Origin of the sequence: Parasphingorhabdus sp. (assembly GCF_048269865.1) — a bacterium.
Classification (GTDB): domain Bacteria; phylum Pseudomonadota; class Alphaproteobacteria; order Sphingomonadales; family Sphingomonadaceae; genus Parasphingorhabdus.
In genome coordinates this window covers 15,214-41,209 of sequence record NZ_JBLWUA010000011.1, presented here as the reverse complement: position 1 = coordinate 41,209, position 25,996 = coordinate 15,214, and the positions used below count along the sequence as shown (strand labels likewise).

Here is a 25,996-nt window from a genome sequence, read left to right as displayed (position 1 = left end):
GTTCCGTTCTTGGAGTAGATTAAGAGCGGTGGTTCGTTCATCTTTACATGCCGCGCGCACGGCACTACCAGTCAGCTCAGAGACGACATAAAGGAAATTCTGATGCTGGTGCGCGGGTTGTTTGCAGATAAGGGGCTGGAGAGAAATCTCGGCTTCTGGATACCGCTTGCGCTTGCGCTCGCTCTCGTCGGCCTGGGACTGCTGGTGCACGAAGGCTTTTTCTGGGGTCTGGCCATCGCTGTGCCGCTGTTGCTGATCGCTTTGTGGGACATGGCGCAGACCAGCCATTCGCTGCGGCGCAACTATCCGCTGACCGCCCGTTTCCGCTGGCTGTTCGAGGATCTCCGGCCCTTCCTGCGCAGCTATATCGTCGAAGGTCCGCTGGAAGGGCGACCCTATGACCGGGTTTCCCGTTCGCTTGTCTACGCCCGTGCCAAGAAGCAGGAAGACGCGCATCCCTTCGGCACCGAATTGGACGTCTATTCCGAAGAATATGAGGCGCTGTGCCACTCGATCAATCCCAACCCGAAGGCGCCCAAGCGCACGCGGGTGCATGTCGGGACGGACCAGTGCAGCAAGCCCTATGATGCGGCCCGGCTGAACATCAGCGCCATGAGCTTTGGCGCGCTCGGCAATCATGCAATCGAGGCGCTCAATATGGGCGCGAAGATCGGTGATTTCTATCATGACACCGGCGAAGGCGGGCTGTCCCCCTATCACCTCAAACATGGTGGCGATATCGTGTGGGAGCTGGGCTCGGGCTATTTCGGCGCGCGCGACAAGGACGGAAATTTCGATCCCGGCGCCTTTGGCGACAAGTCGCAGCACGAGCAGGTCAAGATGACCGAGATCAAGCTGAGCCAGGGTGCCAAGCCCGGTCACGGCGGACTTCTGCCTGCGGCCAAGGTGACGGAAGAAATTGCCAACACCCGCCAGGTTCCGGCGCATGAGGATTGCCTCTCGCCTCCCGGCCACTCGGAGTTCTCGACGCCGCGCAAAATGCTGGAATTCGCTGCCAAGATGCGCGAGCTTTCGGGCGGAAAGCCGGTTGGTATCAAGCTGTGCGTCGGTATGCCGCACGAAGTGTTCGCGATCTGCAAGGCCATGATCGACAGCGGCATTACACTTGATTTCATCGTCGTGGACGGCGGTGGCGGCGGTACCGGTGCTGCACCGCTTGAACTGTCCGACCATGTCGGCCTGCCGCTGCGCATCGGCCTGCATTACGTGAACAATGCGCTGATCGGTACCGGCCTGAAGGACAAGATCAAGCTGGCGGCTTCGGAAAAGGTCTTCTCCGGCTCCTCGATCGCGATGAATGCGGCGCTGGGCGCAAACTGGTGCAATGCGGCACGCGCCTTCATGTTCTCGCTGGGCTGCGTCCAGTCGCTGCGCTGCCATACCGGCACCTGCCCAACCGGCGTCGCGACCAGTTCACCCGCCCGCCAGCGCGGTCTGGTTATCCCCGAAAAGGCCGAGCGCGTGGCCAATTTCCAGTCAAAGACGCTCGACAGCCTCCACGATATCGTCGTGGCGTGCGGCCTGGAATCGCCTGACGAATTCACGCCGCGTCACCTGCGCCAGTGGAAAAACAATGCCGAAATGATTCCCTGGTCGCAAATCGTACACGAGGTGCAGCCGGGCAAGCTGCTGCACGAACCGGACGACACACCCTTCGCCGAATACTGGCGGATGGCGGATCCAGATAGTTTCCGGCCGCTTGCGTGATAGGCCTCGCGACGTTTTCCAGTCCAAAGCCGACGGCCCCTTCGTCGCCCACAACCGACGGCGGCTCGCGGGCGCTGGCTAGTCTGACACATTATATCAATCCCAACCACCTCTGGGGTGCGGTGGCACTCGGCATCCTGTTCCTGCTCTTCGGTCTGGTGCTGACCAGACTTCTGCGCCGGGCGATCCACGCGCTGATCGATCACGATCCGAACGAACTTATCGACCGGATGACGCTGAGCTTCATTTCGAACCTGGCTACCTTCATCATGTGGATCGTGCTGGCGCTGCTGTTCTGCCACGCGGTGCCCGCGCTCAACAAGCTGACGACCTCGCTGCTGGCCGGCGTCAGCATCGTTTCCGTCGTGATCGGATTCGCCGCGCAATCCACGCTCGGCAATCTTGTGTCCGGGATCAGCCTAGTAATCTACAAGCCGTTTCGCCGGGGTGACCGGCTGCAACTGACCACACCTACAGGACTGGAAACCGGAATCGTCGAGGATCTGTCGCTCGGCTACACCGTGCTGCGGACGTTCGATAACCGGCGCATCGTGCTGTCGAACGGGACGATCGCCAATCAGATCATGATCAACCTGTCCTCGGTGGACCTGCGCGTCATGATCACGCCGACCATTTCCATCGGTTACGATTCCGATATCGACAAGGCGCGCGCCATCATACTCGAACTGGCGCGCACGCATGACGATGTGGAAGAAGTTCTGGGATGCCCTGTGGTCAACCTGGGTGCCTCCAGCGTCGACCTGTCTCTCCGCGCGTGGTGCGCCGATGCCTCGACGGCCAAGGCGGTCGAGTTCGACCTGCTGGAACAGGTCAAGAAGCGGTTCGACGAGGCGGGCATCGAAATCCCCTACGCCTATCAGAACGTCGTGCTGAGCGGCGCGGTCTCTACCGAACGCGCGGGATCCTCAACTGACGATAGCCGGAGTAACCCCAATGTGTGAATTATTTGCGATGAGTGCAGCGGTGCCGCACACGGTCCGCTACGAACTCGATCTCTTCGCCGCCGAAGGTGGCGAGAAGCATCGCAATCGGGATGGCTGGGGCATTCTCTTCGCGCAGGACCGCGATGCCTATCTGTTCCGCGAACCCGATCCGGCGGCGACCAGCGAACTATCGCAAATGGTGGTGCGCAACGAGCGCCCCTGCAAGCATCTGATGGCCCATGTTCGCCGGGCATCTTCCGGAGAGCCTGCGCTGGCAAACACCCATCCTTTCGATCGCGTCGTGCAGGGCAAGCGCAATGCCTTTGCCCATAACGGGGACCTGGCAGGCATCGAGGATCGCGGGGATGCACACAAATTCATCCCGCACCGTATAGGCGAAACGGATTCAGAACTGGCCTTCCTGATGCTGCTCGATCGGCTGCGCATTTCGGGATCGACCGATGCCGCGGCGCGGCTCGATGTGTTCGCGCGTTTCGCCGCAGAGATGCGCGAATTGGGAAGCGCCAATTTCCTGTTCTATGACGGCGAGCATCTGTTCGTCCACGCCGACCGGCGGCGCTTCGAAACCGAAGACGGGTTGACCGAACCGCGCGAACCGGGACTGAATATCCGCTCTTTCGGCGGAAACAATCGCGGCGATCGCTGGCAGACGCGGGGAGCCAGTATTGAGGAAGTCTCCGGCCCGCTGCATCTTTTTGCATCGGTACCGCTGGATCCAGAGGGCTGGTCGCCACTGCCGCGCGGGACGGCAATGGTATTGAAAGACGGAGAGATTGTTTCGCAATGCATGAGCTGACACTCATGCACGGGCCTGTTGCGGATTGCCGATCTCTCAAGTGAAAGGAAGAATATGTCGAAGAATGTGGCGGAAATTGTTGTCGATGCCCTGCAGAAGGCCGGAGCCAAGCGGGTCTATGGAATTCCCGGCGATACCATCAATCATTTTACCAACGCCATAGCCAAAAGCGACCTGCGCTGGATCACCGTCCGCCATGAAGAAGCCGGGGCCTTCGCAGCCGGGGGCGAATCCTACATGACCGGCGAACTGTCGGTCTGCGCCGGGACCTGCGGGCCGGGCTCGCTGCATTTCGTCAACGGCATTTACGAAAGCCATCGCAACGGTGCGCCCGTTCTGCTGATCGCCTCGGATGTCGCGCGCACCGAAAGCGGCTTCAATTTTCCGCAGGAAGTCGACCAGAAGAAGATTTACGAGCAGCACTCGCATTTCTGCGAATATATCTCGCACCCCTCGCAGGCCCGCCGCATCGTGACCAAGGCCGCGCAGGCCGCGCTCACTAGGAAGGGCGTGGCGGTCGTCATCGTCAACGGCGACATGTTCACCGAAACCGACGACGATAAGATGGACTGGGAGGTCTATCGCCCGCAGTCGATCTGCCGGCCGAACGATGCCGAGATGGCCGAGCTCGCGGCGATGGTCGATGCTGCGGGCAAGGTTTCGGTCTATGCCGGGATCGGTGCGCGCGATGCGCGCGAGGAGATTATGGCCTTTTGCGAGAAGGTGAAGGCACCGATGGTGCACACGACCCGCGCGAAGGAATTCCTGGAACCGAATAATCCCTACAATGTCGGGGTGAACGGTATTCTTGGCAATAAGGCGGGCGTGGAAGCCCTGGAGGATGCCGATCTGGTCATCACGCTGGGCTGCGATTTTGCCTATACCCAATATTATCCGGACGCGAAGAAGATCGCCCAGATCGATATTGACCCCACCCATCTCGGGCGGCGGTCGGCCATCCATCTCGGTCTGGTCGGGGATGCGAAGACGACAATGGCCGCGCTGCTGCCAATGGTCGGGGCGAAGTCCGACGACAGCCACCTTGAAGCGCAGCGCAAGCAGTGGAACGAAGATCTGCAGGGTTATGTGAAAGAGGGCGAGGAACACGATCCCGCGCTGATCCACCCGCAATTCGTGGCCAATATGCTCGACGCCAAGGCCGCAGACGATGCGATCTTCGTATCCGATGCGGGAACCTCGATGGTGTGGATGCTGCGGCACGTGAAGGCCAACGGCAAGCGGCGCTTTCTCAACACGTTGCTACATGGCACCATGGCGAGCGGTATGCCGCAGGCGATGGGCGTCAAGCTCGCCTATCCCGACCGCCAGGTCATCGCGATGTGCGGCGACGGCAGCCTGACCATGCTGATGGGCGAATTGCTGACGCTGGTGCAGGAGGATATCCCGCTCAAGCTCGTGGTGTTCCACAACAATAGCTTCGGCTTTGTCGAGATGGAACAGCGCGTCGAAGGGCTGGTCGATCACTATACCGGCCTGCACAATCCCGACTTCGCCAAGCTGGCGGAAGCCTGCGGCTTTGCCGGATGGCATGTCGAGAATGCCGATGACCTTGAGACGGCGATGGATGCCTGGCTGCGACACGACGGACCGGGCTTGCTCGATGTAAAAGTCAATCAGATGGAACTGGTAATGCCGCCCAAGATCGAGGCTTCTCAGGTTGCCGGGACGGCCCTGTTCGGCGTCAAAGCGGTGCTCGACGGACGGACCCGGGAAGTCGTGGACCTGCTGAGGAACAATTTCCTGCGATGACCTTCACGGCAGATAATTCGATCGCGACAGCCGGGACGCTGGAAAGAAAGTACCGACCAAAACTCACCAGCATTCCGGGGAAATCCGGTGGAGCGATATTCTGTGTCTTGGGCTAAAGTCAGTACGGTTTGCCTGCTGGCGTTGATCGGCCCGGAAGCATTGGCGGCATCCGGGACGCTTCAGCAAAGCTTTCTCCAGCCGATGGGTCCCGTCGCCGAAGAGCAATTCACGCATCTGCTGCGGGTCGTGGGGATCACGATGGTCGTGATCCTGCCCGTGCTTGTCGGGGTTCCCTTCATCCTCTGGCGCTATCGCTATGCCAAGCCGCGCGGCGACTATACGCCCGAATGGGAATTTTCGAAGGGGCTCGAATATGCTTTGTGGGGCGTGCCGGTGCTGGTGGTCGCGGTGCTGGCAAGCTGGCTCTGGTATTCGACCGAAAAACTGGACCCCTATAAGCAGATCGGGCCGGACCCGCTGCAGGTGCAGGCGATCGGACTCGACTGGAAATGGCTGTTTATCTATCCCGACGAGGGCATTGCGACGGTCGGCGAGCTCGCCGTTCCTGTCGGGCGGCCGGTCGAGCTGACGCTGACCACCGACACCGTGATGCAAAGCCTGCTGATCGCTCCGCTGACCGGTCAGATTTACGCGATGCCGGGGATGACGACGAAGCTGAATTTCTCCGCCACGCGAACCGGCGAGGCCGAGGGCGAGAACACGCAGTTCAACGGCGATGGGTTCGGCCGTCAGAAATTTACCGTTCGGGCACTGGCTCCGGCCGATTATACATCATGGATCGCGCGCGGCAAAAGCGGGCTGACGCTCGATGAAAGCACGTACGGCACATTGCGTCGGCAGACGGTCCTGACCGATGCACGCGGCGACCTGGGGCTGGCAAAGCGCGCCGAGCCGATCATCATGACGCTGGGTCAGCCGGATATCTTTCGGCAGATCGTGGCGAAGTACCACAATGAGAAGTCCGCCGGCGAACGCTGGGGCGGCACCGGCCTGCCGCAAAGCAACAGCAAGGGAGCGGGAGAATGAGCGGGAAGACCAGCCCGATCTTCGGCAATCTTGACTGGAGTGTCACACCATATACCGACCTGTTGCACCATGTGGACAGCAGCACGATCATCGGCGCGGGGGCGGCCAGTGTACTGGTTCTTGGCGCGATCGCGGGCGTGGCGTTGTTCACCTATATGCGCTGGTGGGGGCCGCTCTACCGCAATTGGCTGACCTCGCCGGACGCGAAGAAGATCGGCATCATGTATATCGCGCTCGCGCTGGTCATGCTGGCGCGCGGAATCATTGAGGGCTTTGTCATTCGCGCGCATCAGGCGACCGCGCTGGGCACGCTAAGCGAGCCGGAAAGCGGCCTCGTCGCGCCCGATCACTTCGCCCAGCTGTTCAGCACGCACGGAACGATTATGATCTTCTTTGTCGCCATGCCGCTGCTGATCGGCCTTATCAATTTCGTCCTGCCGCAACAGCTCGGCGCGCGCGACATGGCTTTTCCGGTCCTCAACCAGGTCAGCCTCGGCCTGACAGCGGCGGGGGCGGGGCTCGTGATGGTCTCGCTACTGGTCGGCGATTTCGGCACGGGCGGCTGGACCATGTATCCACCCTATACCGGGATCGCGTTCAGCCCCGACGAGGGCGTCGATTACTGGCTGTGGGCGATCCTGATATCGGGCATGGGATCGACGCTGACAGGAATGAATTTCGCCGTCACGATCTTCAAGGAGCGCGCGCCGGGTATGCATTTCATGCGCATGCCGCTGTTCTGCTGGACCAGCCTGTGCGTCGCGATCATGCTGATCTACGCGATGCCCGCGCTGACCGTATCGAGCGTGATGCTGGCGCTTGATCGCTATGCGGGCTTCCATTTCTTCACCAATGCGGCCGGCGGCAATATGATGAATTATGCCAACATCTTCTGGATGTTCGGCCACCCCGAAGTCTACATCCTGATCCTGCCGGCCTTCGGCGTGTTCTCCGAAATCAGCTCGACCTTCTCGGGCAAGCGCCTCTACGGCTACACCTCGCTGGTGATTGCCAGCATGAGCATCGCGGTGATCAGCTTTACCGTCTGGCTGCACCACTTCTTCACCATGGGCCAGAGCGCTGGCGTCAACATCGCCTTTGGCATCGCGACGATGGTCATCGGCATCCCGACCGGCGTGAAGATCTATGACTGGATGGCGACCATGTGGCGGGGCAGGGTGCGGATCACCGCGCCGATCGTCTATCTCACGGGTTTCTTCCTGCTGTTCGTGATCGGCGGGCTATCGGGCATCATCCTGGCCAATCCGTCGATCGACTATCAGGTCCATAACTCGACCTTCCTCGTCGCGCACTTCCACAATGTGATCATCCCCGGCGTCCTGTACGGAATGCTGGCGGGCATCCATTACTGGTTTCCCAAGGCCTTTGGCTTCCGCCTCAGCGAGACATGGGGACGCCGCACCGCGTTGCTGTTTGTCGGCGGGTTCATCTTCACCTTCATGCCGCTTTACGTGCTGGGCCTGATGGGCATGCCCCGCCGTTCGCCCACATTCCAGAACCCGGACTTCATGCCGTGGATGTATATTGCCGCGTTCGGCGGCGTACTGATGCTATGTGCGCTTGCCAGCCTCGTCTGGACCTTCTGGACCAGCTATCGCAATCGGATTGCATTGGCCGTGCCCGGCGGCGATCCCTGGAACGGCTCGACCCTCGAATGGTCGACGCCCGCGCCCGTGCCCGAATGGACCTTCCCCTGCATACCGCATGTGAAGGCGCGTCACGATTGGGGCGAGACAAAACGCGCCGGCGACCCGTGGCAGGGGCCCGCCGAATATACCGACATCGAAATGCCCGCCGACACCGCACACGGGCTGCTGATCGCGGGGGCGTCTTTCGCGCTCGGCTTTGCCATGGTCTGGCATATCTGGTGGCTCGCCATCCTTAGCGTCCTTGCCATTCCCGGCATGATCGCGCTGCGCGGGATGCGCGTGATCGAACCCCGGATCATTCCGGCCGCGCAAGTCGAGGCAGAGGATCGCAGGTTCCGGGAGCAGGTCGCGAACCTTCCCCCCGTCACCCGCGCCGACGAAGAGAGCGAACGCAACCGCGGCGTCCCCGACATATCGGAGTTTGCAGGATGAGCGACAACGGCCTCTATCCCGGACTGAACCTCGGCGAAACGCATGGCGATGCAGATGCCGAAGCCGAAAAGACGGTATTCGGCTTCTGGGTATTCCTGATGAGCGACCTCATCATCTTTGGCATCCTCTTCGCCTCCTATGCCTCCTATCTCAATCCCATGGGGCTAGCCGGTGGACCTGGGCCGAAAGACCTGTTCGATATCAAAAGCGTCGCGATCCAGACGGTCTTTCTGCTGATCGGCGGCGTGGCCTATGGTGGCGTCTCGCTGGCGATGAAATATGATCATGGCCGCAGCAAGCTGATCGCATGGTTGCTCCTCTGCGCGGCGCTCGGCGCGGGCTTTCTGTTTTTTGAGGTCAGAGACTTTATCAGTGCGGCCGACAAGGGCGGCATCCCGCAGGTAAGCGGCTGGCTCAGTTCCTATTGGGCGTTGGTGGGCCTGCACGGCTTCCACGTCTTTTCCGGTATCCTGTGGATCCTCGCCATGATCGGGCAGATCGCAACGCGCGGCGTCGATGACGTAGTGAAAGTCCGCCTGTCGATGCTCGGCGTGTTCTGGCATTTCCTCGACCTGATCTGGGTCGGTATCTTTTCCTTCGTCTTCCTGGTGCCCCTCGCATGACCAAGCCCAATACCGGAGAACTCGACCCGCAGGACAGCGCGGCCAGCGAAATCAAAAGCTATGCCACCGGCTTCGCGGTCAGCCTGCTGCTAACGGCGGGGTCCTTCGCCGCTCTGCTCTCCGACCTTCCGACCACGTGGAAGGTCATCCTCATTTGCGGCGCGGCGCTGCTGCAGATCATCGCGCATCTGCGCAACTTCCTCCACCTCAACTTCTCGGGCGGACAGTCGGAAGAAGACCTGCTGCTCGTGCTGTTTTCGGTTGCCCTGCTGGCGATCATGGCGGGCGGCACCTGGTATATCATGTCCGATCTTGGCGGACGCATGCATCAGGCTGGCGATGATGCCGCGGCCATCCACGAAACCCCGATGCCCTGAGCCTCGGCTGCTCGCAGGTGAGCGGTGTCGGATTCGGCCAGCCGGTTCTTGGTCAGGCCGTTGCCGCCCCGGTGGTCTCGGAAAGCAATTTTGCTGCGACCTCCAAGGCCTCCTCGTGCGAAGAGGTGAGCTTCATCGGAAAGCCCCAGACTTTGCTAAAGGCGACGCCGAACGTCTTGAAGGCCATGCGCTTCGCCGTGCTCGGCTCGATCACGATCATCGCCAGCACCAGTGTCCGCAATTCGGTCCTGTGCTTCTTCAGCCACAGCATGGTGCGCTTCTTGTCGTCATGGCTGTGATCATGGTCTTCGCTCGGCGCGTTATCGGTCAGGATCACGAACGGCGCGCCGCGCTTGAAGCTCGCCTCCAACGCCGCGAAATCCTCTTCATGATCGTGATTGGGCGCTTCTTCATAGCTCATCCACACATGTGGGAAATTCGTAATATCCAAAGGCATGCTTCTCTCCTTGCAGGGATGGATGGTGTCAGTTTGAGCGGATGTGCCGCCACGACATAATGAGCGCGACCAGGCCGGGAAGCGTTACGGCCAACAGCTCCAGTCCAACGAGATGGCTGCCGTCACGCAATCCGTCGACGACGCCGGCAAGCGTGCTCATGGTGAACAGGAAACCACCAAGGACGAGCATTGCCCAGTCCGTTGCACGCTTGCCGGCCAGCGCCAGGAGGGGTGGGAGGACCCAGGCGCCGTAAAAGATGACAATGCCCCACATCGCGGCAGGGTCGAAAGTAATCCCCTCGATCGTCCCGCCGCTGGCGACATAGGCGTTCAGAAAAGAGAAGCTCTGGATGGTGACGAAAAACACGGCACCGACCGCCGGGATGAGCCAAGCGAGGGCGAGCTTGAGGGGGCTAGTGTCGGTCATGTAAAAACTCCTGTCTGAATCTGCTCGATCATGGCGAGCGATAGGGATGGCCGGATGATATCCATGACCGGTCAAAAACTCTTGCTGACGCCGAGCCCGATGATGCGGCCCGGTCCAACGGCGACGGTTTCGACGCCCAGATAGAGCGACCCGAATGTTTCGGCCCGTTCGTCGAAGAGATTGCGCCCAAAGGCATAGATTTCGAAATTGTTCGCATCGTTCGTCCAGCCAATCCGGGCGTCCACAATATGGTAGGATTTCAGATCGAAGGACTCGTCGATATCGGCGGGCCGGCTGCCGGTGAACTGATACTGCACCCCAAGGGACAGCGAGCCCGGCAGATTGAGGACGCTGGCCAGGGCGTCATATTGCAGTCCGGTCGTGGCCGTCCATTCCGGCGTGTTGGGAACCTCATTCCCCGCGACAGTGTTGATATTGGCACCATTGGGACCGAGCTCGCTGTGCGTGTAGCCGAGGCCGCCCGTAAAGGTCAGCCCATCGGTGATCAGCATACGGGCCTGCAGCTCGAAGCCTTTGGTCTCATAATCCTGATAGGTGGTGCGGAACGCCCCGAGCGCAGGATCGATATAGGTCAGCACCCCATTGGCGATATCATTGTAATAGACATTGGCATCGAACTCGACGCGGTCGTCGAGCAGGCTCGCCTTGATGCCGGCTTCATAGGTCCAGCCGGTCGCCGCCGGATAGGGATCGGCCACGATGCCATTGATCGGATAGCCGAACAGGGGATAGACCCGCGTGGCGTGGCCGCGCGCCACCGAGACATAGGTCTGGACGTCATCCGACCAATTGTAAGACAGCGCCGCCCGGCCCGTCGGATAGGTTTGCGAGGTCGAATCCGAGCCTGTGAGAGCGGCAATATTGTCCGAGTTGCTGCGCTTGATTTCGATGTCATCATAATTCAGCCGTCCGCCGACCGAAAACTCGAAGCGCCGGGCGAAGGGTATCGAAATATCGGCAAACAGGCCAAGATTGGTGCTGTTGAGACCAGTGCTCATCGCAATGGTATCGAAATAAGGGGCGGGCGCGCATTGCGCGCTGACGCATGTGCGCGTGCCTTCGGTGCGGGAGGCGCTGGCGCCGATCACCCAGCGGACGGGAGCGCCTTCCAGCGAATTCAGCCGAAGCTCCTGGCTGAAAATATCCTCTCTATCGACGAGGCGGCCGCGCGCGCTGAATGCCGGAAAGCCGATCTGGTCATAGAGCAGCTTGTCCGCATTGTCGGTCTCACCGACCAGCTTATTATACTGATAGGCGCTGACGGAGGTGAAACGGAGTGCGTCGAATTCATGCTCGATGGTCAGCGTGCCGCCGCCCTGGGTCGCCTCCGAATTCGGTTCGGTCAGGGTGCCGCTGAGCGGAAAGTCCGGCGTATTGCGAAGGAGATAGAAGGGCGCATTGCCTTCGTCGCGCAAATAGCTGCCGGTCAGCGTGACCGTCGTATCGTCGAGTCCCGTGAAGCGCAGCCCGCCACGCACCGCCGCGATATCGCGCTCGCCAAGGTCGTCGGTGAACAGGCTGTCTACGTCACCGTCCTGATGACCAAACCGCACGGCCACGCGGCCATCCAGCGTATCGGGGATGAGATTGCCGCCCATGACCGTCTCACCCATGAGATAGCCGTTCGTGCCGATCTCTGCGGTCACATGGATATCGCGCGTGCCGTCCGGCTGATTGGTCACGACATTGATCGCACCGCCCAGCGCATTGCTGCCCCACAGCGTGCCCTGCGGGCCGCGCAGGACCTCGATGCGGTCGACATCGAGCAGGATGTTGGAGGCGCTCATCAGGCTGTTCGGCACACCATCCACATTGAAGGCGACCGTGCCATCGGCAAAATTAACCGGTGTCCCCAGCGAACTCACACCGCGAATGGAGAAGAATTGCGACCCTGTGGCCCGGTTGACCCACTGCACATTGGGCGAGTTGCGGGCGATGGCGGCACCGGGATCGAAGGGCGCGGCCCTCAGGCTGTCGGCAGAAACCACGGTGATGCTGGCCGGGATATCGCTGAGATCTTCGTTCGTCTTTCTGGCCGTGACCACGATAGGAGCGAGGCCCGTACCATCGGCGTCGCCATGGGTTTGAGCGACCTTTGTCTCTACCGACGCCGTTTGCGCCTGCGCGGTACAGCCCCATCCCGAAGCAAGGGCCATCGCGAGCAGGGATAGGGGGCTCGCCGATCGCTTATACATATTCGATTCAGTCACTAGTCATCCTGTTTGATAAAATTGCGAATGATTCGCATTACCAACGGGATAGACTGAATCGGCCGAATAAGATTGCGCAATCCCGCCATTATATGTTTTAATCCGGCCAAATTTATAACACCGAGATTTTTGATGCAGTTAGACGTCCGCACCGACTGGCTTTCCTATGTTGATGAAGTTCCCCGCGCGCTCGTCGCGGCCAACGCCGTCGCAAATCTCGAGACGCTGGAGCAATCGCCACGACACCATCATGAGAAAGCGCAACTGATTTTCACGATTCTTGGCATCATCAACTGCGAAATTGAGGACGCTGTATGGATCGTGCCGCCGCAATGCGCGGTATGGATCCCCGGGCGGCTGCCCCATACGGTTTTCGGCTCTGGCGAGGTCGAGTGTATCTCGCTCTTCATAGACCCTCCCAAGGCTGCAAACCTGCCGGAGGAATGCTGCACGATCACGGTGTCGAGCTTTTTGCGTCAGTTGTTGTTGCGGACCACCGAACTGCCAGAGCTCTATGACGTCGACGGTCCGGACGGCCGTATCGTATCGGTTATCTTCGATGAGCTGGCCATGGCACCGGTCGAAGACCTCCGCCTGCCGATCCCTGGCGATCCGCGCCTGAAGAGACTCACCGACCTGTTGATCGCGGCCCCTGCGGATCGCGCGACTGTCGGACAGTGGGCCTCCCGCGTCGCGCTCAGCGAGCGGAGCCTGAGCCGTATGCTGGCCGAAGAAGTGGGCATGAGTTTCGGTCGCTGGCGCCGTCAGTTGCATGTGATCCTCGCCCTGCGCAGTCTGAGCGCCGGCCAGACGGTCCAGGCCGTCGCCATGGACCTCGGCTATGAAAGCGCCAGCAGTTTCGTGACCATGTTTCGCAAGATGGTCGGCAAGCCGCCAAGCCGCTATCTGCTCGAGCGACGCGGGCCTGCGCCTCACGATCATGACGCGCGATAGAAACGGCTGGCGATCATGGCAGATGGAACCTGTCCAACCTTGTCGGGCGAATGCATCGAGCAAGCGGAAGCAAAGCGGCGATGCATGACGCGCCGGCACATTGAAGGGTAAATAACAGTGATAACGCGTAAGCAGGCCGTCTTCACTCTCAATAGCGTAGCCGGGTGGGTCGACGCGGTCGGCTTTCTTGCTCTGGTCGGCTCGGTGCGGGCCTTTCCATCTTTCATGAGCGGCAACTCTACCAAGGTTGTAACCGACCTCGTCTCCGGCAAGCTGGCCCTGGCCGCGATGGTCGCAGGCGTCGTCCTCATGTTCATCGGGGGCACGGTCATCACGCGCCTGATCAATGACGGGACGCGTTTTCGGGAGACAGCTGCTCTGGCAACCGTTGCCGGTGCGCTGTGGCTGGCAGTGGCGGGCGCACTGTCCGGATGGAGGGACTACGGACTGCTGGTGATTCTCGCGTTTAGCATGGGAATGATCAACCGCGCTCTGCAGGGCAGAAACGGCTTTACGGTACATACGTTCGTTAGCGGAGCGGCCGTGGCCATCGGATCCGACATTGCCGACGCCCTTTCGGGGCGGGGCGAATGGAAGCAAATCCTGCTGCCGCTCAGCATCTGGGGCGCGATCCTTATCGGGGCCGTCGTCGGAAGCATCGTAACGCTGAAGATCGGCTTGGTTTTCGCCCTGGCCGGACCTGCGCTCGCTGTGATGCTGCTCGCGTTGTCGAACGGCGCCGGTTGGCTGGAGGCAGCCAGCGAAACCAGGGATGGCCATTCCGACACCATTGAAACACACGGTTGAGCCGCCTCGTGCGGATGCCGATACCGCGCCTACATTTCTTCTTTCATCGCTGACCAGAATACCGAGCGCCCCCCGCCGCAATGCAGAACGGCCTTGGCGACCTTGGCTGCTGCCAGCACATCGTCTGCGCCCGGCCCAGCATAGTATCACATTCGGGTTTCCGGTTCCCGGTTGGGCGAGAAAGGAAATATTAACCATAGCCACGTAGCGCTGTGAGGCTCTGGCGTTGTGAGGGTCGAAAGTTTGTGAAGCACGAAGGCAATTTTGTTTCTGGCGAGTATTATCGCTCCGCCGAACATGCTGTCGCTCGCAAGCATGTGTCTTTCACGCGCAAAGTCGCGTTCCGCATGATCGTGCTGGCCTTGTGTGCCGCAGGGGTCGTCGCACTTTACTCTTTCCATGCCGCCAAGAACGTGGCGGAGAACACTTTGATTACCGAGTGGAAAACGCAGATCGAGCTGCGAGGACGCTTCGAAAGCAAACGCTTCCTGCTCGCGGAGGAAATGGCTGATCGTATGGCCGACAGCTTCCTCGCGCTCTATTCCGATCCTGACGTCGCATCCGCCGACAATTTTTTCGACTATTTCTATCGCCCCGGTGATGGGACCATTCGCCTTCGCCAAAAATATTTCTCGCAAACCCAAAAGGCGGGAGATGCGGGCCTCGGTCGTACAGGCGTGTCCGGGTTCATCGCACGAAATCGGCCGCCGCTGACGCGCGAATTACAGCGCCGCCTCATTCTCACCTACGAGACTGTGGCCCGGTTTGGACCAGGCGCATCGGCGGGATTCGCCAATGTTCACGCCAGCTTGCCGGAAAACGCGCTGATCATCCACTGGCCCGATGTACCGTGGGGTCTGGATGCGGCGAGCGATCTGAATATGACCAACGGGTCGGTGATTCGATCCACGCTGCAAGCCTATAATCCCGATCGCAAACCGGTTTGGACCGGACTCTATTTCGACTCCACAGCGTCGAACTGGACGATAACCTACCAAAAACCGGTCGATTGGCAGGGACGCCATCTGTTCACTCCGAGTTTGGACGTGAGCCTTACCGATCTCGTCGGGGACGTTGTAAATGGCGAGCCTGACGGAACGTATGACCTCATCCTGTCGCGCGACGGCATGCTTGTCGCATATCCCAAAGGTCTCGAAGGCCTTCCTGAAGGTGCCGGTCAGATCGAAATCGAGGAAGCTGGCAATCCTGCCCTGAGCGACATCTATCGCAGGTTGATCGAGGCCGATCCCGAGGGAGCCGATCAAGCGAACGTCGTTTTCGGCCGAGAGTTGAATGCCTACATCGCCAGCACACGCATCGAAGGGCCGGACTGGTGGCTGGTTACGGTCCACCCCCAAGCGCAGGTGGAGGCCCGTGCGCTGCGTTCTGCCGGCTCGATACTCATACTCATCGCCGTTCTGTTCGGAGCATTTATCCTGACGGCCATCCTGGTTCTGCGGACCTGTGTGTCTGCGCCAATCAAGAAACTCACTCAGGCAGCGGATTATGTGGCCGACGGTCACTATGATTCCATTGTAGGCAGCGACCACGACCTGCCGGTTCGCCGCAATGACGAGATTGGAACCCTCGCGCGTACCTTCCGTCAGATGGCCGAAAAGGTGGACGACATGCGAAGCGGATTGGAGCGCACCGTTGCCGAACGGACCCTGGCGCTGGAACTGGCTAACCAGCGGCTACTGGACCAGAGCCGCAAGGATGCGTTGACCGGAGCGCTGAACAGACACGCATTCGACCAGGATCTGCGTCAGGCGGTGCTTGATGCCAGGGAAGGCACTGCCATCGCGCTTGCGCTGTTCGACGTCGACTTTTTCAAACCTTTCAACGATCACTACGGTCATGTGGCTGGCGACCGGGCTCTGGAACGTGTTGTTTCCGGGATCAGTGCTGCTTTACCCGGCGCCTCGATTTACCGATATGGGGGAGAGGAGATCGCGGCCATCATTCCGTGCCTGGCCACGGAGGGTGCGCGCAGCGCGGTCGACGGCGCGGTGCAAGCCGTAGCCCGGATGGGCATCCCTCATACGAAAAGCCCCCTCGGCACTCTAACGGTCAGTGCAGGGGCAATGACAATCCCGAACGACGCCGATGACAGCGTCGAGGGGCACCGAACCATCCTGGAAATCGTGGACAAGGCCCTTTACGTTTCGAAAGATGACGGGCGGAACCGCTCCGAATGGGTCTCCTGAGCCATTTACCGCAGTTTATCGGCGAAGGCGTTTATAGATCGCCCCTGCGCGGAATACGGTTGCGATGCCTCACTGATTTCCCTCAGTCGTAGCTCAGGCGATGGCTGACACCAGCCAGGCTTTGCCTGTCATCATCACGCCCTCTCCGGGCACATGATGCCGAGCGAAAACGTCGTGCAGTTCCTTGCTGGCTGCCGCCGCGACCGCGTCACCTGCCTCATCCAATACACGACCAAAAGCCATGGCCGAGAAAGCAAAAGCGACCGCCTTGTCCGGAGTCGCGCCTACCCCGCCGACCGGTTGCAGGCCTTCATAGGCCGCAACATCGACATCGCGGAATCCGCTGCCATCCATAACCTCCGCGAAATACTCGAGATCTTCGAAGGCAAATGGCCCGGGCGCCCGCGGTACCGCAGGAGGGACTTCAACATGATTGCGCAACACGCCCATCATTTCCATCATCCACAAATTATCGCGCGGCGGGCCCCATATCGCCATGTCAATCCGGCCACCCTCGCGGATCAGTCCGCGCAAATTTGAAAAGGCGCTGACCGGACCCTCAAAGAACATGCTGCCAAAGCGCGAGAACAGGCGGTCATAGGGGCCGTCGGGCAATTGGACCGTCGAGGCGTCAGCGCAAGTAAATCCGATATGCGATGCGCCGCTCTTTTCCGCGCGTTCCCTTGCCGCGCCGATCAGATCGGGGGAAATATCGACACCGATAACCTTCCCCGTCGGCGCCACGGCTTCCGCGATCGCAAGCGTTGTTGCACCGCCTCCGCAACCAAGATCAATCACCGTCTCACCAGCGTGATAATCTGCCCGCGCCAGCAAAGCATCGCCGATCGGCGCGATCATCTCTTCAAACAGGGAAAGATTGGCCAGCCATTTCAACCCCTGGCCACCCGCCCAGTCTTCGGTTTTCAACTGCTCAGGCTGCTGCCCTTGATCCATGCTATCATTGGCCATCGACAATTTTCCTGCTCTATAAAATTTTCGCGAATCCGGCTGTGCCGCTGCCGGTCGCTAGCCGGTCCGTTGTGGCATCATTCGTGGTAGCCGCCTTCATAACCTGTTGCGGATCCGGTTGCTCCGCCAACAATGCCTCCATTGTCCGCATACACAGGCGAACGGATTCATCGGCAAGATCATAGCAAATCTGTTTGCCCTGGCGTCTGGTTTTGACCGCATCCGCCTGCCGCAAAGCCGCCAGCTGCTGACTGAGCGCCGGTTGTCCGATACCCGTCGCTTCATCGATCTCACTGACATTGCGTTCACCGCGGAGCAGGTAGGAGAGGATCATCAGCCGCTGCGGCTGGGCAAATATTTTCAGCTTTTCGGTAGCCGCATCGGCGCGGTCACGGCTTTCAAAAATCGCCGTCACGGATTCTTCACCATCTGACAGAACCAGTCCCCATCATCGCTTATATCGACCGCCGATTCCGGCGGAATCGCCAGAACATCATCGCCCGGCTGCCACCCTTCCGGAGTCAGGACGTCATGCTGATCGGTCAGTTGCAGCGCGGCCAGCATCCGGATCATCTCCTCAACCGACCGGCCAACATTATGCGGGTAACAGGTTGTCGCGCGGATAACGCCCTCCGGATCGATAAAATAGCTTGTCCGCATCGCCGCTGAATCGGCAGCATGTTCATCAATCATGCCAAAGGCGCGGCCAACCGCCATGCTGGGGTCTTCGACAATCGGAAACGATATTTTGACGCCAAACCTGCCCTCAATCGCCCGCACCCAGGCCAGATGAGAATAGAGGCTGTCGACGGACAGGCCGAGCAATGCACAGTCCAGCGCATCGAACCGCTGCTCTTGGCGCGCCAACGCGACAAATTCCGTGGTGCATACCGGGGTAAAATCGGCCGGATGCGAGAAGAAGATCAGCCAGCGCCCGCGATAGTCAGACAGCTTGACCGGACCCTGGGTTGTCCGCGCCTGAAAATCTGGTGCGGGATCGCCGATACGGAGCGAACCGGACTCTATCTGCACCGCGTCTGTCATGAACTTCACCCTCTCTTGCAAAATGCCAATGCTCGCATATTGACGCAAGCCATATATTGTATTACATAGTTTATGTAAATATGAATATGAGGAATTATCTATGGTTGATTCGCCCCTGATGCAAGCGACAGAGCAGATTTCCCAAGCGCAGAAAAATATTCCCGTGATCAAGGCATTTTTCGATCCCGCAACCTATACCGTCACCTATGTGGTCCATGATCTGGGCACGCGATGCGCCGCGATCATCGACAGCGTTTTCGACTTTGACCCGGCCTCCGGCCGCACATCATTCGAATCCGCCGACAAGGTGATCGAATATGTGAGGGAACAGGAACTGACGGTCGAATGGCTGCTCGAAACCCATGCCCATGCGGATCATCTGTCGGCCGCGCCCTATCTGCAGGAAAAACTCGGCGGGAAAATTGCGATCGGCGAGCATATCGTCACAGTGCAGACTGTATTCGGGAAATTGTTCAATGCCGGCACTGAATTTCAACGGGACGGATCGGATTTTGATCGTCTTTTCGCCGACGGTGATTCATTCAAGATCGGCTCGATCGATGTCACTGTGATGCACGTGCCCGGCCATACACCGGCTTGCATTGCCTATGTCGTCGGCGATGCGGTGTTTGTCGGCGATACGATGTTCATGCCCGACTACGGCACCGCCAGAGCCGATTTTCCAGGCGGTGATGCCCGGCAGCTCTACCGGTCGATGCGGCGGATCCTGTCGCTCCCCGACACCACCCGCCTGTTCATGTGCCACGATTATCTGCCGGAGGGCCGGACCGAATATGTCTGGGAAACCACCGTTGCCGAGGAGCGCAAGCACAATATCCATGCCCATGACGGCGTTACCGAAGACGAATTTGTAAAAATGCGGACCGAACGGGACAAGACGCTGGACATGCCGCGCCTGATCCTGCCGTCGGTGCAGGTCAATATGAGGGCCGGCCATTTGCCGCCGGCCGAAGACAATGGCGTGCGCTATCTCAAAGTGCCGTTGAACGCCGTCTGATGCGCTCCGTATTTCCTCAGGCCATGCCACTCGAGGGTCTGATCGGCGGCCTTATGATCGGTATCGCCGCAGCGATCATGCTGCTCGGCCTGGGCCGTATCGCGGGCGTCAGCGGTCTGACCGCGCGCGCCACCGGGATAGCCGATAGCGGCGCACCGCGCAGCATTGCCATCGCCTTCGTTGTCGGCTTGCCGGTGGGTGCCTTTCTGATGTCCTCGCTAGTGGGCGGCGTCGAAACCCGCTTTCCGTCCTCAATCATTCCGCTTCTCATCGGCGGTGTGCTGGTCGGCTACGGAACGCGACTGGGTTCTGGCTGCACCAGCGGCCATGGTGTCTGCGGCATGTCACGCCTGTCCCCGCGCTCGTTAACCGCCACCGCCATCTTCATGATGAGCGGCTTTGCGACCGTAGCCCTGATGCGCGCCGGAGGTTTCTTGTGAAGCAGATAGTGGTTGCCCTTTTCGCCGGCGCACTCTTTGGCGCCGGCCTCGCTTTTTCGGGCATGGCCGATCCCGCTAGAGTACAGGGCTTTCTCGATCTTTTTGGCGCCTGGGACCCCACGCTCGCCTTCGTCATGGGCGGCGCAATGATTCCGATGGCCTTGGCTTGGATCATACAGCGAAAGCTCGACAAGCCCTTGGCCGATGCGCATTTCTCTCTCCCGGCGACAACGCTGATCGATCGCAAGCTGACGATCGGTGCAATATTATTCGGCACCGGCTGGGGCATCAGCGGTCTTTGCCCGGGGCCTGGACTGGCCGACCTAGCCATCAATCCATTTCCAGCCCTCGCTTTTGTCGCCGCATTGCTGGCGGGCATGCTCGCTCACCGCGCCACCAGCTGAACAGATTTTCGAAAGGACGCCGCCATGACAATCGAAAGTACCAGGAGATATGATGTGCTCATTGTCGGCGGCGGATCCGGCGGCATTGCGACCGCCGCCAGCATGCTGAAGCGCGACGGCAGGATATCGCTGGCGATTATCGACCCGGCCGAAGACCATTATTACCAGCCCGGCTGGACCATGGTGGGCGGCGGGGCCTTTTCCGCAGAATTTACCCATCGCAAGGAGAAAGACCTGATCCCGGCCCGCGCCGAATGGATACGGTCGGCAGCCGCCAGTTTTGATCCCGACAATAATACCGTCACCACCGCCGACGGGCAGGAGATACATTATGACGTGCTGATCGTTTGTCCGGGTATCAAGCTCGACTGGGCGGCAATTGACGGCCTCACCGAAACATTGGGGAAAAACGGCGTCACGTCCAACTATCGCTTCGACCTCGCGCCCTATACCTATCGGCTGGTCAAGAATATGACCGGCGGCACCGCCCTGTTCACCCAGCCGCCGATGCCGATCAAATGCGCCGGCGCGCCGCAAAAGGCGATGTATCTCTCGTGCAGCCGATGGGAACGGGCCGGCGTCCTGGACAAGATTGACGTACAGTTTCACAACAGCGGCGCGGCGCTATTCGGCGTGCAGGAATATGTGCCGGCGCTGATGGAATATGTCGAGCGCTACAACGCCCATCTGAACCTGGAGTCAAAGCTGGTCGGCATCGACGGTCCGGCGCAGATTGCAACCTTCGAACAGAAGCAGGGCGAAGAAACGAAGAGAGCGGACGTAAAATTCGACATGATCCATGTGGTGCCGCCACAGATGGCGCCCGATTTCATCCGCTCCAGCCCGCTGGCTGCGGACAGCGGCTTCGTCGATGTCGATCCGACTACCCTGCGCCACCCGAAATATGACAATATTTTCGCGCTCGGCGACGCCTGCGCCGCACCCAACGCCAAGACAATGGCGGCGGTCCGCAAGCAAGCACCAATCGTTGCCGTCAATGCGCTGGCTGCGCTCCGTGGAAAGCCACCCGTCGCCGATTATGATGGCTATGGCAGCTGCCCGCTGACCGTCGAACGGGGCAAAGTGGTGCTGGCTGAATTCGGCTATGGCGGCAAATTGCTGCCAAGCTTCCCCAACTGGCTGATCGACGGTACGCGGCCATCGCGGCTGTCGTGGCTGCTCAAGGACACAATCCTGCCACCGGTCTACTGGCATGGCATGCTGAAGGGGCGCGAGTGGATGGTCAAACCGCACCGCATCGGATCGGATTGAGCCATTCCATGAAAATATCCCGCTATCTGCCAATCCTCGATTGGGGCAGCCGTTATAATAGTACGACCCTGACTAATGACGGCGTCGCTGCGATCATTGTGACCATCATGTTGATTCCACAAAGCCTCGCTTATGCCATGCTGGCCGGGCTGCCGCCGGAAATCGGTCTCTATGCCTCGATCCTGCCGCTGATCGCCTATGCGATATTCGGTACCAGCCGGACTTTGGCAGTCGGGCCGGTCGCGGTTGTGTCCTTGATGACTCTGACGGCCGCAAGCGCTGTCGCCGTTCCGGGCAGCGCCGAATTTGTCGCAGCCGCATTGGTACTGGCTCTATTATCGGGCCTTTTCCTGCTGCTGCTGGGCATCTTCAATCTCGGCTTCCTCGCCAATCTGCTTTCGCATCCCGTCGTCTCGGGCTTTATCACCGCCAGCGGTATCATCATCGCGACCAGCCAGCTGAAATCGATCTTCGGTATCAAGGCGAGCGGCGCGGCGATGCCGGAACTGGTTTCCAGCATCGTCTCCGCAATCGGCACGACCAATATGCCCACTCTGATCATCGGTGTTTCCGCGACCGCTTTTCTTTTCTGGGTCCGCAAAGGCCTCCGGCCGCTGTTGATGCGCTTTGGCTTGCCAGCGCGTCCGGCGGAACTTGTCGCCAAGGCCGGTCCCATTGCTGCAGTCGCGATCTCCACCGTCGCCACGATCCTGCTCGGACTGGAAGCCCAAGGGGTTAAAGTCGTTGGCGATATCCCGCAAAGCCTGCCGCCTTTTTCCGTACCGCTGATTGATCTGGAACTATGGAAAACGCTCGCCGTGCCCGCCATGCTGCTGAGCGTGATCGGCTTTGTCGAATCCGTTTCCGTCGGGCAGACCTTGGCCGCCAAGCGGCGTCAGCGGATCGACCCGGACCAGGAACTGATCGGTCTCGGCGCAGCCAATATCTCGGCGGCTTTCTCCGGGGGCTATCCGGTCACCGGCGGCTTTGCCCGTTCGGTGGTCAATTTCGATGCCGGCGCGGAAACCCCCGCAGCCGGTGCCTTCACCGCCGTCGGCATCGCTCTGGCTGCCCTGTTTCTCACCCCGCTCCTGGCATCGCTACCGATCGCCACCCTCGCCGCGACGATCATCGTCGCTGTGCTCAGCCTCGTCGACCTCAAGACCCCGCAGACTATCTGGCGCTATTCGAAAATGGATTTTGCGGCGATGGCGGCTACCATCGGCGTTACCTTGCTCGCCGGCGTTGAGCCGGGCGTCATCGCTGGCGTCGGCCTCAGCCTCGCGCTGTTCCTCTGGCGCAGTTCGCGGCCGCATGCCGCAATCGTCGGGCGGGTTCCCGAGACCGAGCATTTTCGCAACGTCAACCGCCACAAGGTATTCACCGACCCCCGCATCCTGACCATCCGCATCGACGAGAGCCTGACCTATCTCAACGCTCGCTGGCTGGAGGAATTTCTGCTCGAACAGGTGGCCGAGCAGAAGACGGTCCGCCACGTCATATTGATGTGCTCGGCGGTCAATGCTATCGATGCCTCGGCGCTGGAAAGCATCGAGGCGATCAACCACCGGCTCGAGGATGGCGGCATTTCGCTGCACCTTTCCGAAGTGAAGGGACCAGTGATGGACCGGCTGAAACGCTCCCATTTTCTCGAGCAACTATCCGGCAAGATCTTCCTTTCGCAAAATGCAGCCTATTCGGCGTTAATTGCAATTGCGGATGCCGAGGATGAAGCCGACACCGACCCCGACAACTGGATGGCCAGAGGCATGATATGATGGAAAACGATCTCGCAATCAATTTGGCGCGGGCGCAATTTGCCTTCACCGTCAGCTTTCACTTCCTGTTTCCTGCCTTCACCATCGGCATCGCCAGCTATCTCGCGGTGCTGGAAGGCCTGTGGCTGAAAACCGACAAGGGCGTCTACGCCAATCTCTACCGCTACTGGCTCAAGATTTTTGCCGTGGTCTTCGCCATGGGCGTCGTCTCCGGCATCGTCATGTCCTACCAGTTCGGCACCAACTGGTCGGTATTCTCCGACAAGGCCGGACCGGTGATCGGCCCGCTCATGGCCTATGAAGTGCTGACCGCTTTCTTCCTCGAAGCCGGTTTTCTCGGCGTGATGCTGTTCGGGATCAACAAGGTCGGCCGCAAGCTGCACTTTGTCGCGACCCTGGCAGTGGCCGTCGGCACTTTCATCTCCGCTTTCTGGATCCTCTCGGTCAACAGCTGGATGCAGACCCCGGTCGGCTATGCGATCAACGATGTTGGGCAATTCGTCCCGGCGACCGGGTGGTGGGACATCATCTGGAACCCCAGTTTCCCTTACCGGCTGGTCCACACTGTGCTTGCTGCCTATCTGACCACCGCCTTTGCGGTCGGTGCCGTCGGTGCCTGGCATCTGCTGAAAGACCGGACCAACCCCGGTGCCCGCAAGATGTTCTCGATGGCGATGTGGATGGCGGCGCTGGTGGCTCCGGCCCAGATATTCATGGGCGACATGCACGGGCTCAATACGCTCGAGCACCAGCCCGCAAAAGTGATGGCCATGGAAGGCCATTACCAGAGCCATCCCGATGGCGCGCCGCTGATCCTGTTCGGCATTCCCAACAGCAAGGACAAGCGGGTCGACTATGCGGTTGAAATTCCCAAGGCATCCTCGCTGATCCTCAAGCATGACATGAATGCGCCACTCGCCGGACTGGACACGGTTCCGGAAGCCGACCAACCGCCGGTCGGCATTGTCTTCTGGGCGTTCCGGATCATGGTCGGTCTCGGCTTCGCCATGCTCGGTCTCGGCCTGTGGAGCTTGGTCGCCCGGGCGCGCAAGAAGCTCTACGACTGGCCCTGGCTGCACCGCGCGGCGCTGGTGATGGGACCATCGGGCTTCATCGCCGTGCTCGCCGGCTGGGTCACCACCGAGGTCGGCCGGCAGCCATTCACTGTCTATGGCCTGCTGCGCACCGCCGAAAGCGCCGCACCGCTCGACGCGCCGGCGGTTGCCGCTTCGCTGCTGGCTTTTGTCGTCGTCTATTTCATCGTCTTCGGAGCAGGGATCGTCTATCTGTTCAAGCTGGCGGCGAAAACACCCGAAGCCCACGAACCAACGCCTGACGACGCGCCGATCCGCTCGGCAGGGACAACCCCGGCAGCGGCGGTGCTCGACGGCGATCATGCGGAAGGAGCAACGTCATGAACGGCATCGACCTGACCGTCATCTGGGCCGGCATCATCGCCTTTGCCGTCATCGTCTATGTCGTCATGGACGGATTCGATCTCGGCATCGGCATCCTGTTCCCCAATTTCAAGGTCGGACCGGATCGCGATACCGCGATGAACAGTATCGCGCCGGTCTGGGATGGCAATGAAACCTGGCTGGTGCTGGGTGGTGGCGGCTTGCTGGCCGCTTTCCCGCTCGCCTATGCGATCATCCTGCCGGCGCTCTATGCGCCGCTGATCGCCATGTTGCTGGGACTCGTCCTGCGCGGCGTCGCCTTTGAATTTCGCTGGCGGGACTCCGCCCACCGCGCCCGCTGGGATTTTGCCTTTACCGCCGGCTCGGTCATCGCGACCTTCGCGCAGGGCATCACACTCGGCGCTCTTTTGCAGGGTATCACAGTCGAAGGCCGCGCCTATGCCGGCGGCTGGTGGGAATGGCTGACCCCGTTCAGCCTGCTGACCGGCTTCGCTCTGCTCGCCGGCTATGCGCTGCTGGGCTGCTGCTGGCTGATCTGGAAAACCGACGGCCCCTTGCAGCGCCAGTGCTACAGCTACGCCGGCCGCCTCGGTATCCTGTTGCTCCTCGCCATCGCTGCCGTCAGCATCGTGACACCGTTTCTCGAGGCAGAATATTATACGCGCTGGCTCGCCTATCCGGGCGTCATTGCGACCGCCCAGATTCCGCTTGCGACGCTGGTCGTCTCTGTCCTGTTCTTCCGCAGCCTGTCCAAGCGCCAGGAAGCCGCGCCATTCTTCTATGCGCTGGGTCTATTCGGACTAAGCCTAGTCGGACTGGCGGTATCGATGTGGCCCGATGTGATCCCCGGCCGGATCACGATCTGGGAAGCGGCTGCTCCCCATGAAAGCCAGCTGTTCATGCTGATCGGCGCAGGCATCATGGTGCCGATCATCCTCGCTTACACCGCGTGGGCCTATTGGGTGTTCCGCGGCAAGGTCGGATCGGACGGCTACCACTAGTGGCTTTCGACCCGCTCTCGTCAAAAGGGAGGACCGCCGATCACGCGCCCTTGCCCAAACGCCTGCTGTGGATGCTGGCATATTGGGCGATGGGGGTGCTGGCGGTCGGGGTGGTCGGCTTCTTCATCCGCTTCTGGATCAAGACCTGACGGATCGCCGCA

The 25,996-nt window shown here is 60.3% G+C and carries 25 protein-coding genes; 19 read left to right on the top strand and 6 right to left on the bottom strand.

The genetic code is table 11. The features are described 5' to 3' along the window. Positions 1-102 precede the first annotated feature (102 nt). The 8 genes from ACN0WW_RS14690 to ACN0WW_RS14655 all read left to right on the top strand — a co-directional run bounded on the left by ACN0WW_RS14690 (position 103) and on the right by ACN0WW_RS14655 (position 9,408). A complete protein-coding gene (locus tag ACN0WW_RS14690) occupies positions 103-1,728 on the top strand; it encodes an FMN-binding glutamate synthase family protein (protein WP_417613622.1) in 1,626 nt (541 codons plus the stop codon). Then, the gene (locus ACN0WW_RS14685) at positions 1,725-2,690 is read left to right on the top strand and encodes a mechanosensitive ion channel family protein (protein WP_417613621.1); all 966 of its coding nucleotides are present in this window, start codon (positions 1,725-1,727) and stop codon (positions 2,688-2,690) included. The genes ACN0WW_RS14690 and ACN0WW_RS14685 overlap by 4 nt, the downstream gene beginning before the upstream one ends. Next, on the top strand, positions 2,683-3,489 hold the full coding sequence (locus ACN0WW_RS14680; protein ID WP_417613620.1) for a class II glutamine amidotransferase: 807 nt from the start codon (positions 2,683-2,685) through the stop codon (positions 3,487-3,489). Before ACN0WW_RS14685 ends, ACN0WW_RS14680 begins: the two co-directional genes overlap by 8 nt. A 54-nt stretch (positions 3,490-3,543) precedes the next feature. Then, positions 3,544-5,259 (top strand): thiamine pyrophosphate-dependent enzyme, encoded by a 1,716-nt coding sequence (locus ACN0WW_RS14675; RefSeq protein ID WP_417613619.1) that lies wholly within the window; start codon positions 3,544-3,546, stop codon positions 5,257-5,259. A gap of 102 nt (positions 5,260-5,361) precedes the next feature. Continuing rightward, on the top strand, positions 5,362-6,306 hold the full coding sequence (locus ACN0WW_RS14670; protein WP_417613618.1) for a cytochrome c oxidase subunit II: 945 nt from the start codon (positions 5,362-5,364) through the stop codon (positions 6,304-6,306). After that, positions 6,303-8,408, top strand: a complete 2,106-nt coding sequence (locus tag ACN0WW_RS14665) for a cbb3-type cytochrome c oxidase subunit I (protein WP_417613617.1) — start codon at positions 6,303-6,305, stop codon at positions 8,406-8,408. Before ACN0WW_RS14670 ends, ACN0WW_RS14665 begins: the two co-directional genes overlap by 4 nt. Next, positions 8,405-9,031, top strand: coding sequence for a cytochrome c oxidase subunit 3 (locus tag ACN0WW_RS14660; RefSeq protein ID WP_417613616.1), 627 nt, complete (start codon positions 8,405-8,407; stop codon positions 9,029-9,031). The genes ACN0WW_RS14665 and ACN0WW_RS14660 overlap by 4 nt, the downstream gene beginning before the upstream one ends. Then, positions 9,028-9,408: a cytochrome o ubiquinol oxidase subunit IV gene (locus ACN0WW_RS14655; RefSeq protein ID WP_417613615.1), complete on the top strand. Its 381-nt coding sequence runs from the start codon at positions 9,028-9,030 to the stop codon at positions 9,406-9,408. The genes ACN0WW_RS14660 and ACN0WW_RS14655 overlap by 4 nt, the downstream gene beginning before the upstream one ends. A gap of 52 nt (positions 9,409-9,460) precedes the next feature. On the opposite strand, the gene ACN0WW_RS14650 is transcribed toward ACN0WW_RS14655, so the two are convergent. From ACN0WW_RS14650 to ACN0WW_RS14640, 3 genes are all read right to left on the bottom strand, one after another. Continuing rightward, a complete protein-coding gene (locus ACN0WW_RS14650; RefSeq protein ID WP_417613614.1) occupies positions 9,461-9,865 on the bottom strand; it encodes a hypothetical protein in 405 nt (134 codons plus the stop codon). Positions 9,866-9,893: 28 nt separating this feature from the next. After that, positions 9,894-10,292 (bottom strand): hypothetical protein, encoded by a 399-nt coding sequence (locus ACN0WW_RS14645; RefSeq protein WP_417613613.1) that lies wholly within the window; start codon positions 10,290-10,292, stop codon positions 9,894-9,896. Positions 10,293-10,363: 71 nt separating this feature from the next. After that, a complete protein-coding gene (locus tag ACN0WW_RS14640; RefSeq protein ID WP_417613612.1) occupies positions 10,364-12,523 on the bottom strand; it encodes a TonB-dependent receptor in 2,160 nt (719 codons plus the stop codon). A gap of 132 nt (positions 12,524-12,655) precedes the next feature. Here ACN0WW_RS14640 and ACN0WW_RS14635 point away from each other — a divergent pair, with 132 nt between their 5' ends. The 3 genes from ACN0WW_RS14635 (at position 12,656) to ACN0WW_RS14625 (ending at position 16,491) form a co-directional block, all read left to right on the top strand. Next, positions 12,656-13,477 carry an AraC family transcriptional regulator gene (locus ACN0WW_RS14635; RefSeq protein WP_417613611.1) on the top strand — a complete coding sequence of 274 codons (822 nt, stop codon included), beginning with the start codon at positions 12,656-12,658 and terminating at the stop codon, positions 13,475-13,477. A gap of 117 nt (positions 13,478-13,594) precedes the next feature. Beyond that, positions 13,595-14,284, top strand: coding sequence for a YoaK family protein (locus tag ACN0WW_RS14630; RefSeq protein ID WP_417613610.1), 690 nt, complete (start codon positions 13,595-13,597; stop codon positions 14,282-14,284). A 347-nt stretch (positions 14,285-14,631) separates the two neighbouring features. Further along, positions 14,632-16,491 (top strand): diguanylate cyclase, encoded by a 1,860-nt coding sequence (locus tag ACN0WW_RS14625; RefSeq protein ID WP_417613609.1) that lies wholly within the window; start codon positions 14,632-14,634, stop codon positions 16,489-16,491. Between the two features lie 93 nt (positions 16,492-16,584). Here the strand turns inward: ACN0WW_RS14625 and ACN0WW_RS14620 are convergent, their stop codons facing one another. From ACN0WW_RS14620 to ACN0WW_RS14610, 3 genes are read right to left on the bottom strand one after another with little or no spacing between them, the layout of a single operon-like run. Then, positions 16,585-17,460 (bottom strand): class I SAM-dependent methyltransferase, encoded by an 876-nt coding sequence (locus ACN0WW_RS14620; protein ID WP_417613608.1) that lies wholly within the window; start codon positions 17,458-17,460, stop codon positions 16,585-16,587. A 16-nt stretch (positions 17,461-17,476) separates the two neighbouring features. Then, entirely contained in the window at positions 17,477-17,875 is a 399-nt protein-coding gene (locus tag ACN0WW_RS14615) for an ArsR/SmtB family transcription factor (protein ID WP_417613607.1), read from the bottom strand. After that, a complete protein-coding gene (locus ACN0WW_RS14610) occupies positions 17,872-18,504 on the bottom strand; it encodes a peroxiredoxin (protein WP_417613606.1) in 633 nt (210 codons plus the stop codon). The genes ACN0WW_RS14615 and ACN0WW_RS14610 overlap by 4 nt, the downstream gene beginning before the upstream one ends. 100 nt (positions 18,505-18,604) lie before the next feature. Here ACN0WW_RS14610 and ACN0WW_RS14605 point away from each other — a divergent pair, with 100 nt between their 5' ends. Genes ACN0WW_RS14605 through ACN0WW_RS14570 form a run of 8 tightly spaced genes read left to right on the top strand, consistent with a single transcriptional unit; the run spans position 18,605 to position 25,984 of the window. Further along, positions 18,605-19,522, top strand: a complete 918-nt coding sequence (locus tag ACN0WW_RS14605) for an MBL fold metallo-hydrolase (RefSeq protein ID WP_417613605.1) — start codon at positions 18,605-18,607, stop codon at positions 19,520-19,522. Then, the gene (locus ACN0WW_RS14600) at positions 19,522-19,962 is read left to right on the top strand and encodes a YeeE/YedE family protein (protein ID WP_417613604.1); all 441 of its coding nucleotides are present in this window, start codon (positions 19,522-19,524) and stop codon (positions 19,960-19,962) included. Before ACN0WW_RS14605 ends, ACN0WW_RS14600 begins: the two co-directional genes overlap by 1 nt. Next, positions 19,959-20,366 (top strand): DUF6691 family protein, encoded by a 408-nt coding sequence (locus tag ACN0WW_RS14595; protein ID WP_417613603.1) that lies wholly within the window; start codon positions 19,959-19,961, stop codon positions 20,364-20,366. Before ACN0WW_RS14600 ends, ACN0WW_RS14595 begins: the two co-directional genes overlap by 4 nt. A 24-nt stretch (positions 20,367-20,390) precedes the next feature. Next, the gene (locus ACN0WW_RS14590; protein ID WP_417613602.1) at positions 20,391-21,638 is read left to right on the top strand and encodes an NAD(P)/FAD-dependent oxidoreductase; all 1,248 of its coding nucleotides are present in this window, start codon (positions 20,391-20,393) and stop codon (positions 21,636-21,638) included. A gap of 8 nt (positions 21,639-21,646) precedes the next feature. Further along, positions 21,647-23,416 (top strand): SulP family inorganic anion transporter, encoded by a 1,770-nt coding sequence (locus ACN0WW_RS14585; protein WP_417613601.1) that lies wholly within the window; start codon positions 21,647-21,649, stop codon positions 23,414-23,416. Then, positions 23,413-24,834 (top strand): cytochrome ubiquinol oxidase subunit I, encoded by a 1,422-nt coding sequence (locus ACN0WW_RS14580; RefSeq protein ID WP_417613600.1) that lies wholly within the window; start codon positions 23,413-23,415, stop codon positions 24,832-24,834. Before ACN0WW_RS14585 ends, ACN0WW_RS14580 begins: the two co-directional genes overlap by 4 nt. After that, a complete protein-coding gene (gene cydB / locus ACN0WW_RS14575; RefSeq protein ID WP_417613599.1) occupies positions 24,831-25,835 on the top strand; it encodes a cytochrome d ubiquinol oxidase subunit II in 1,005 nt (334 codons plus the stop codon). The genes ACN0WW_RS14580 and cydB overlap by 4 nt, the downstream gene beginning before the upstream one ends. Further along, positions 25,835-25,984: a DUF2474 family protein gene (locus ACN0WW_RS14570; protein WP_417613598.1), complete on the top strand. Its 150-nt coding sequence runs from the start codon at positions 25,835-25,837 to the stop codon at positions 25,982-25,984. Before cydB ends, ACN0WW_RS14570 begins: the two co-directional genes overlap by 1 nt. The last annotated feature ends 12 nt before the right edge of the window (positions 25,985-25,996 follow it).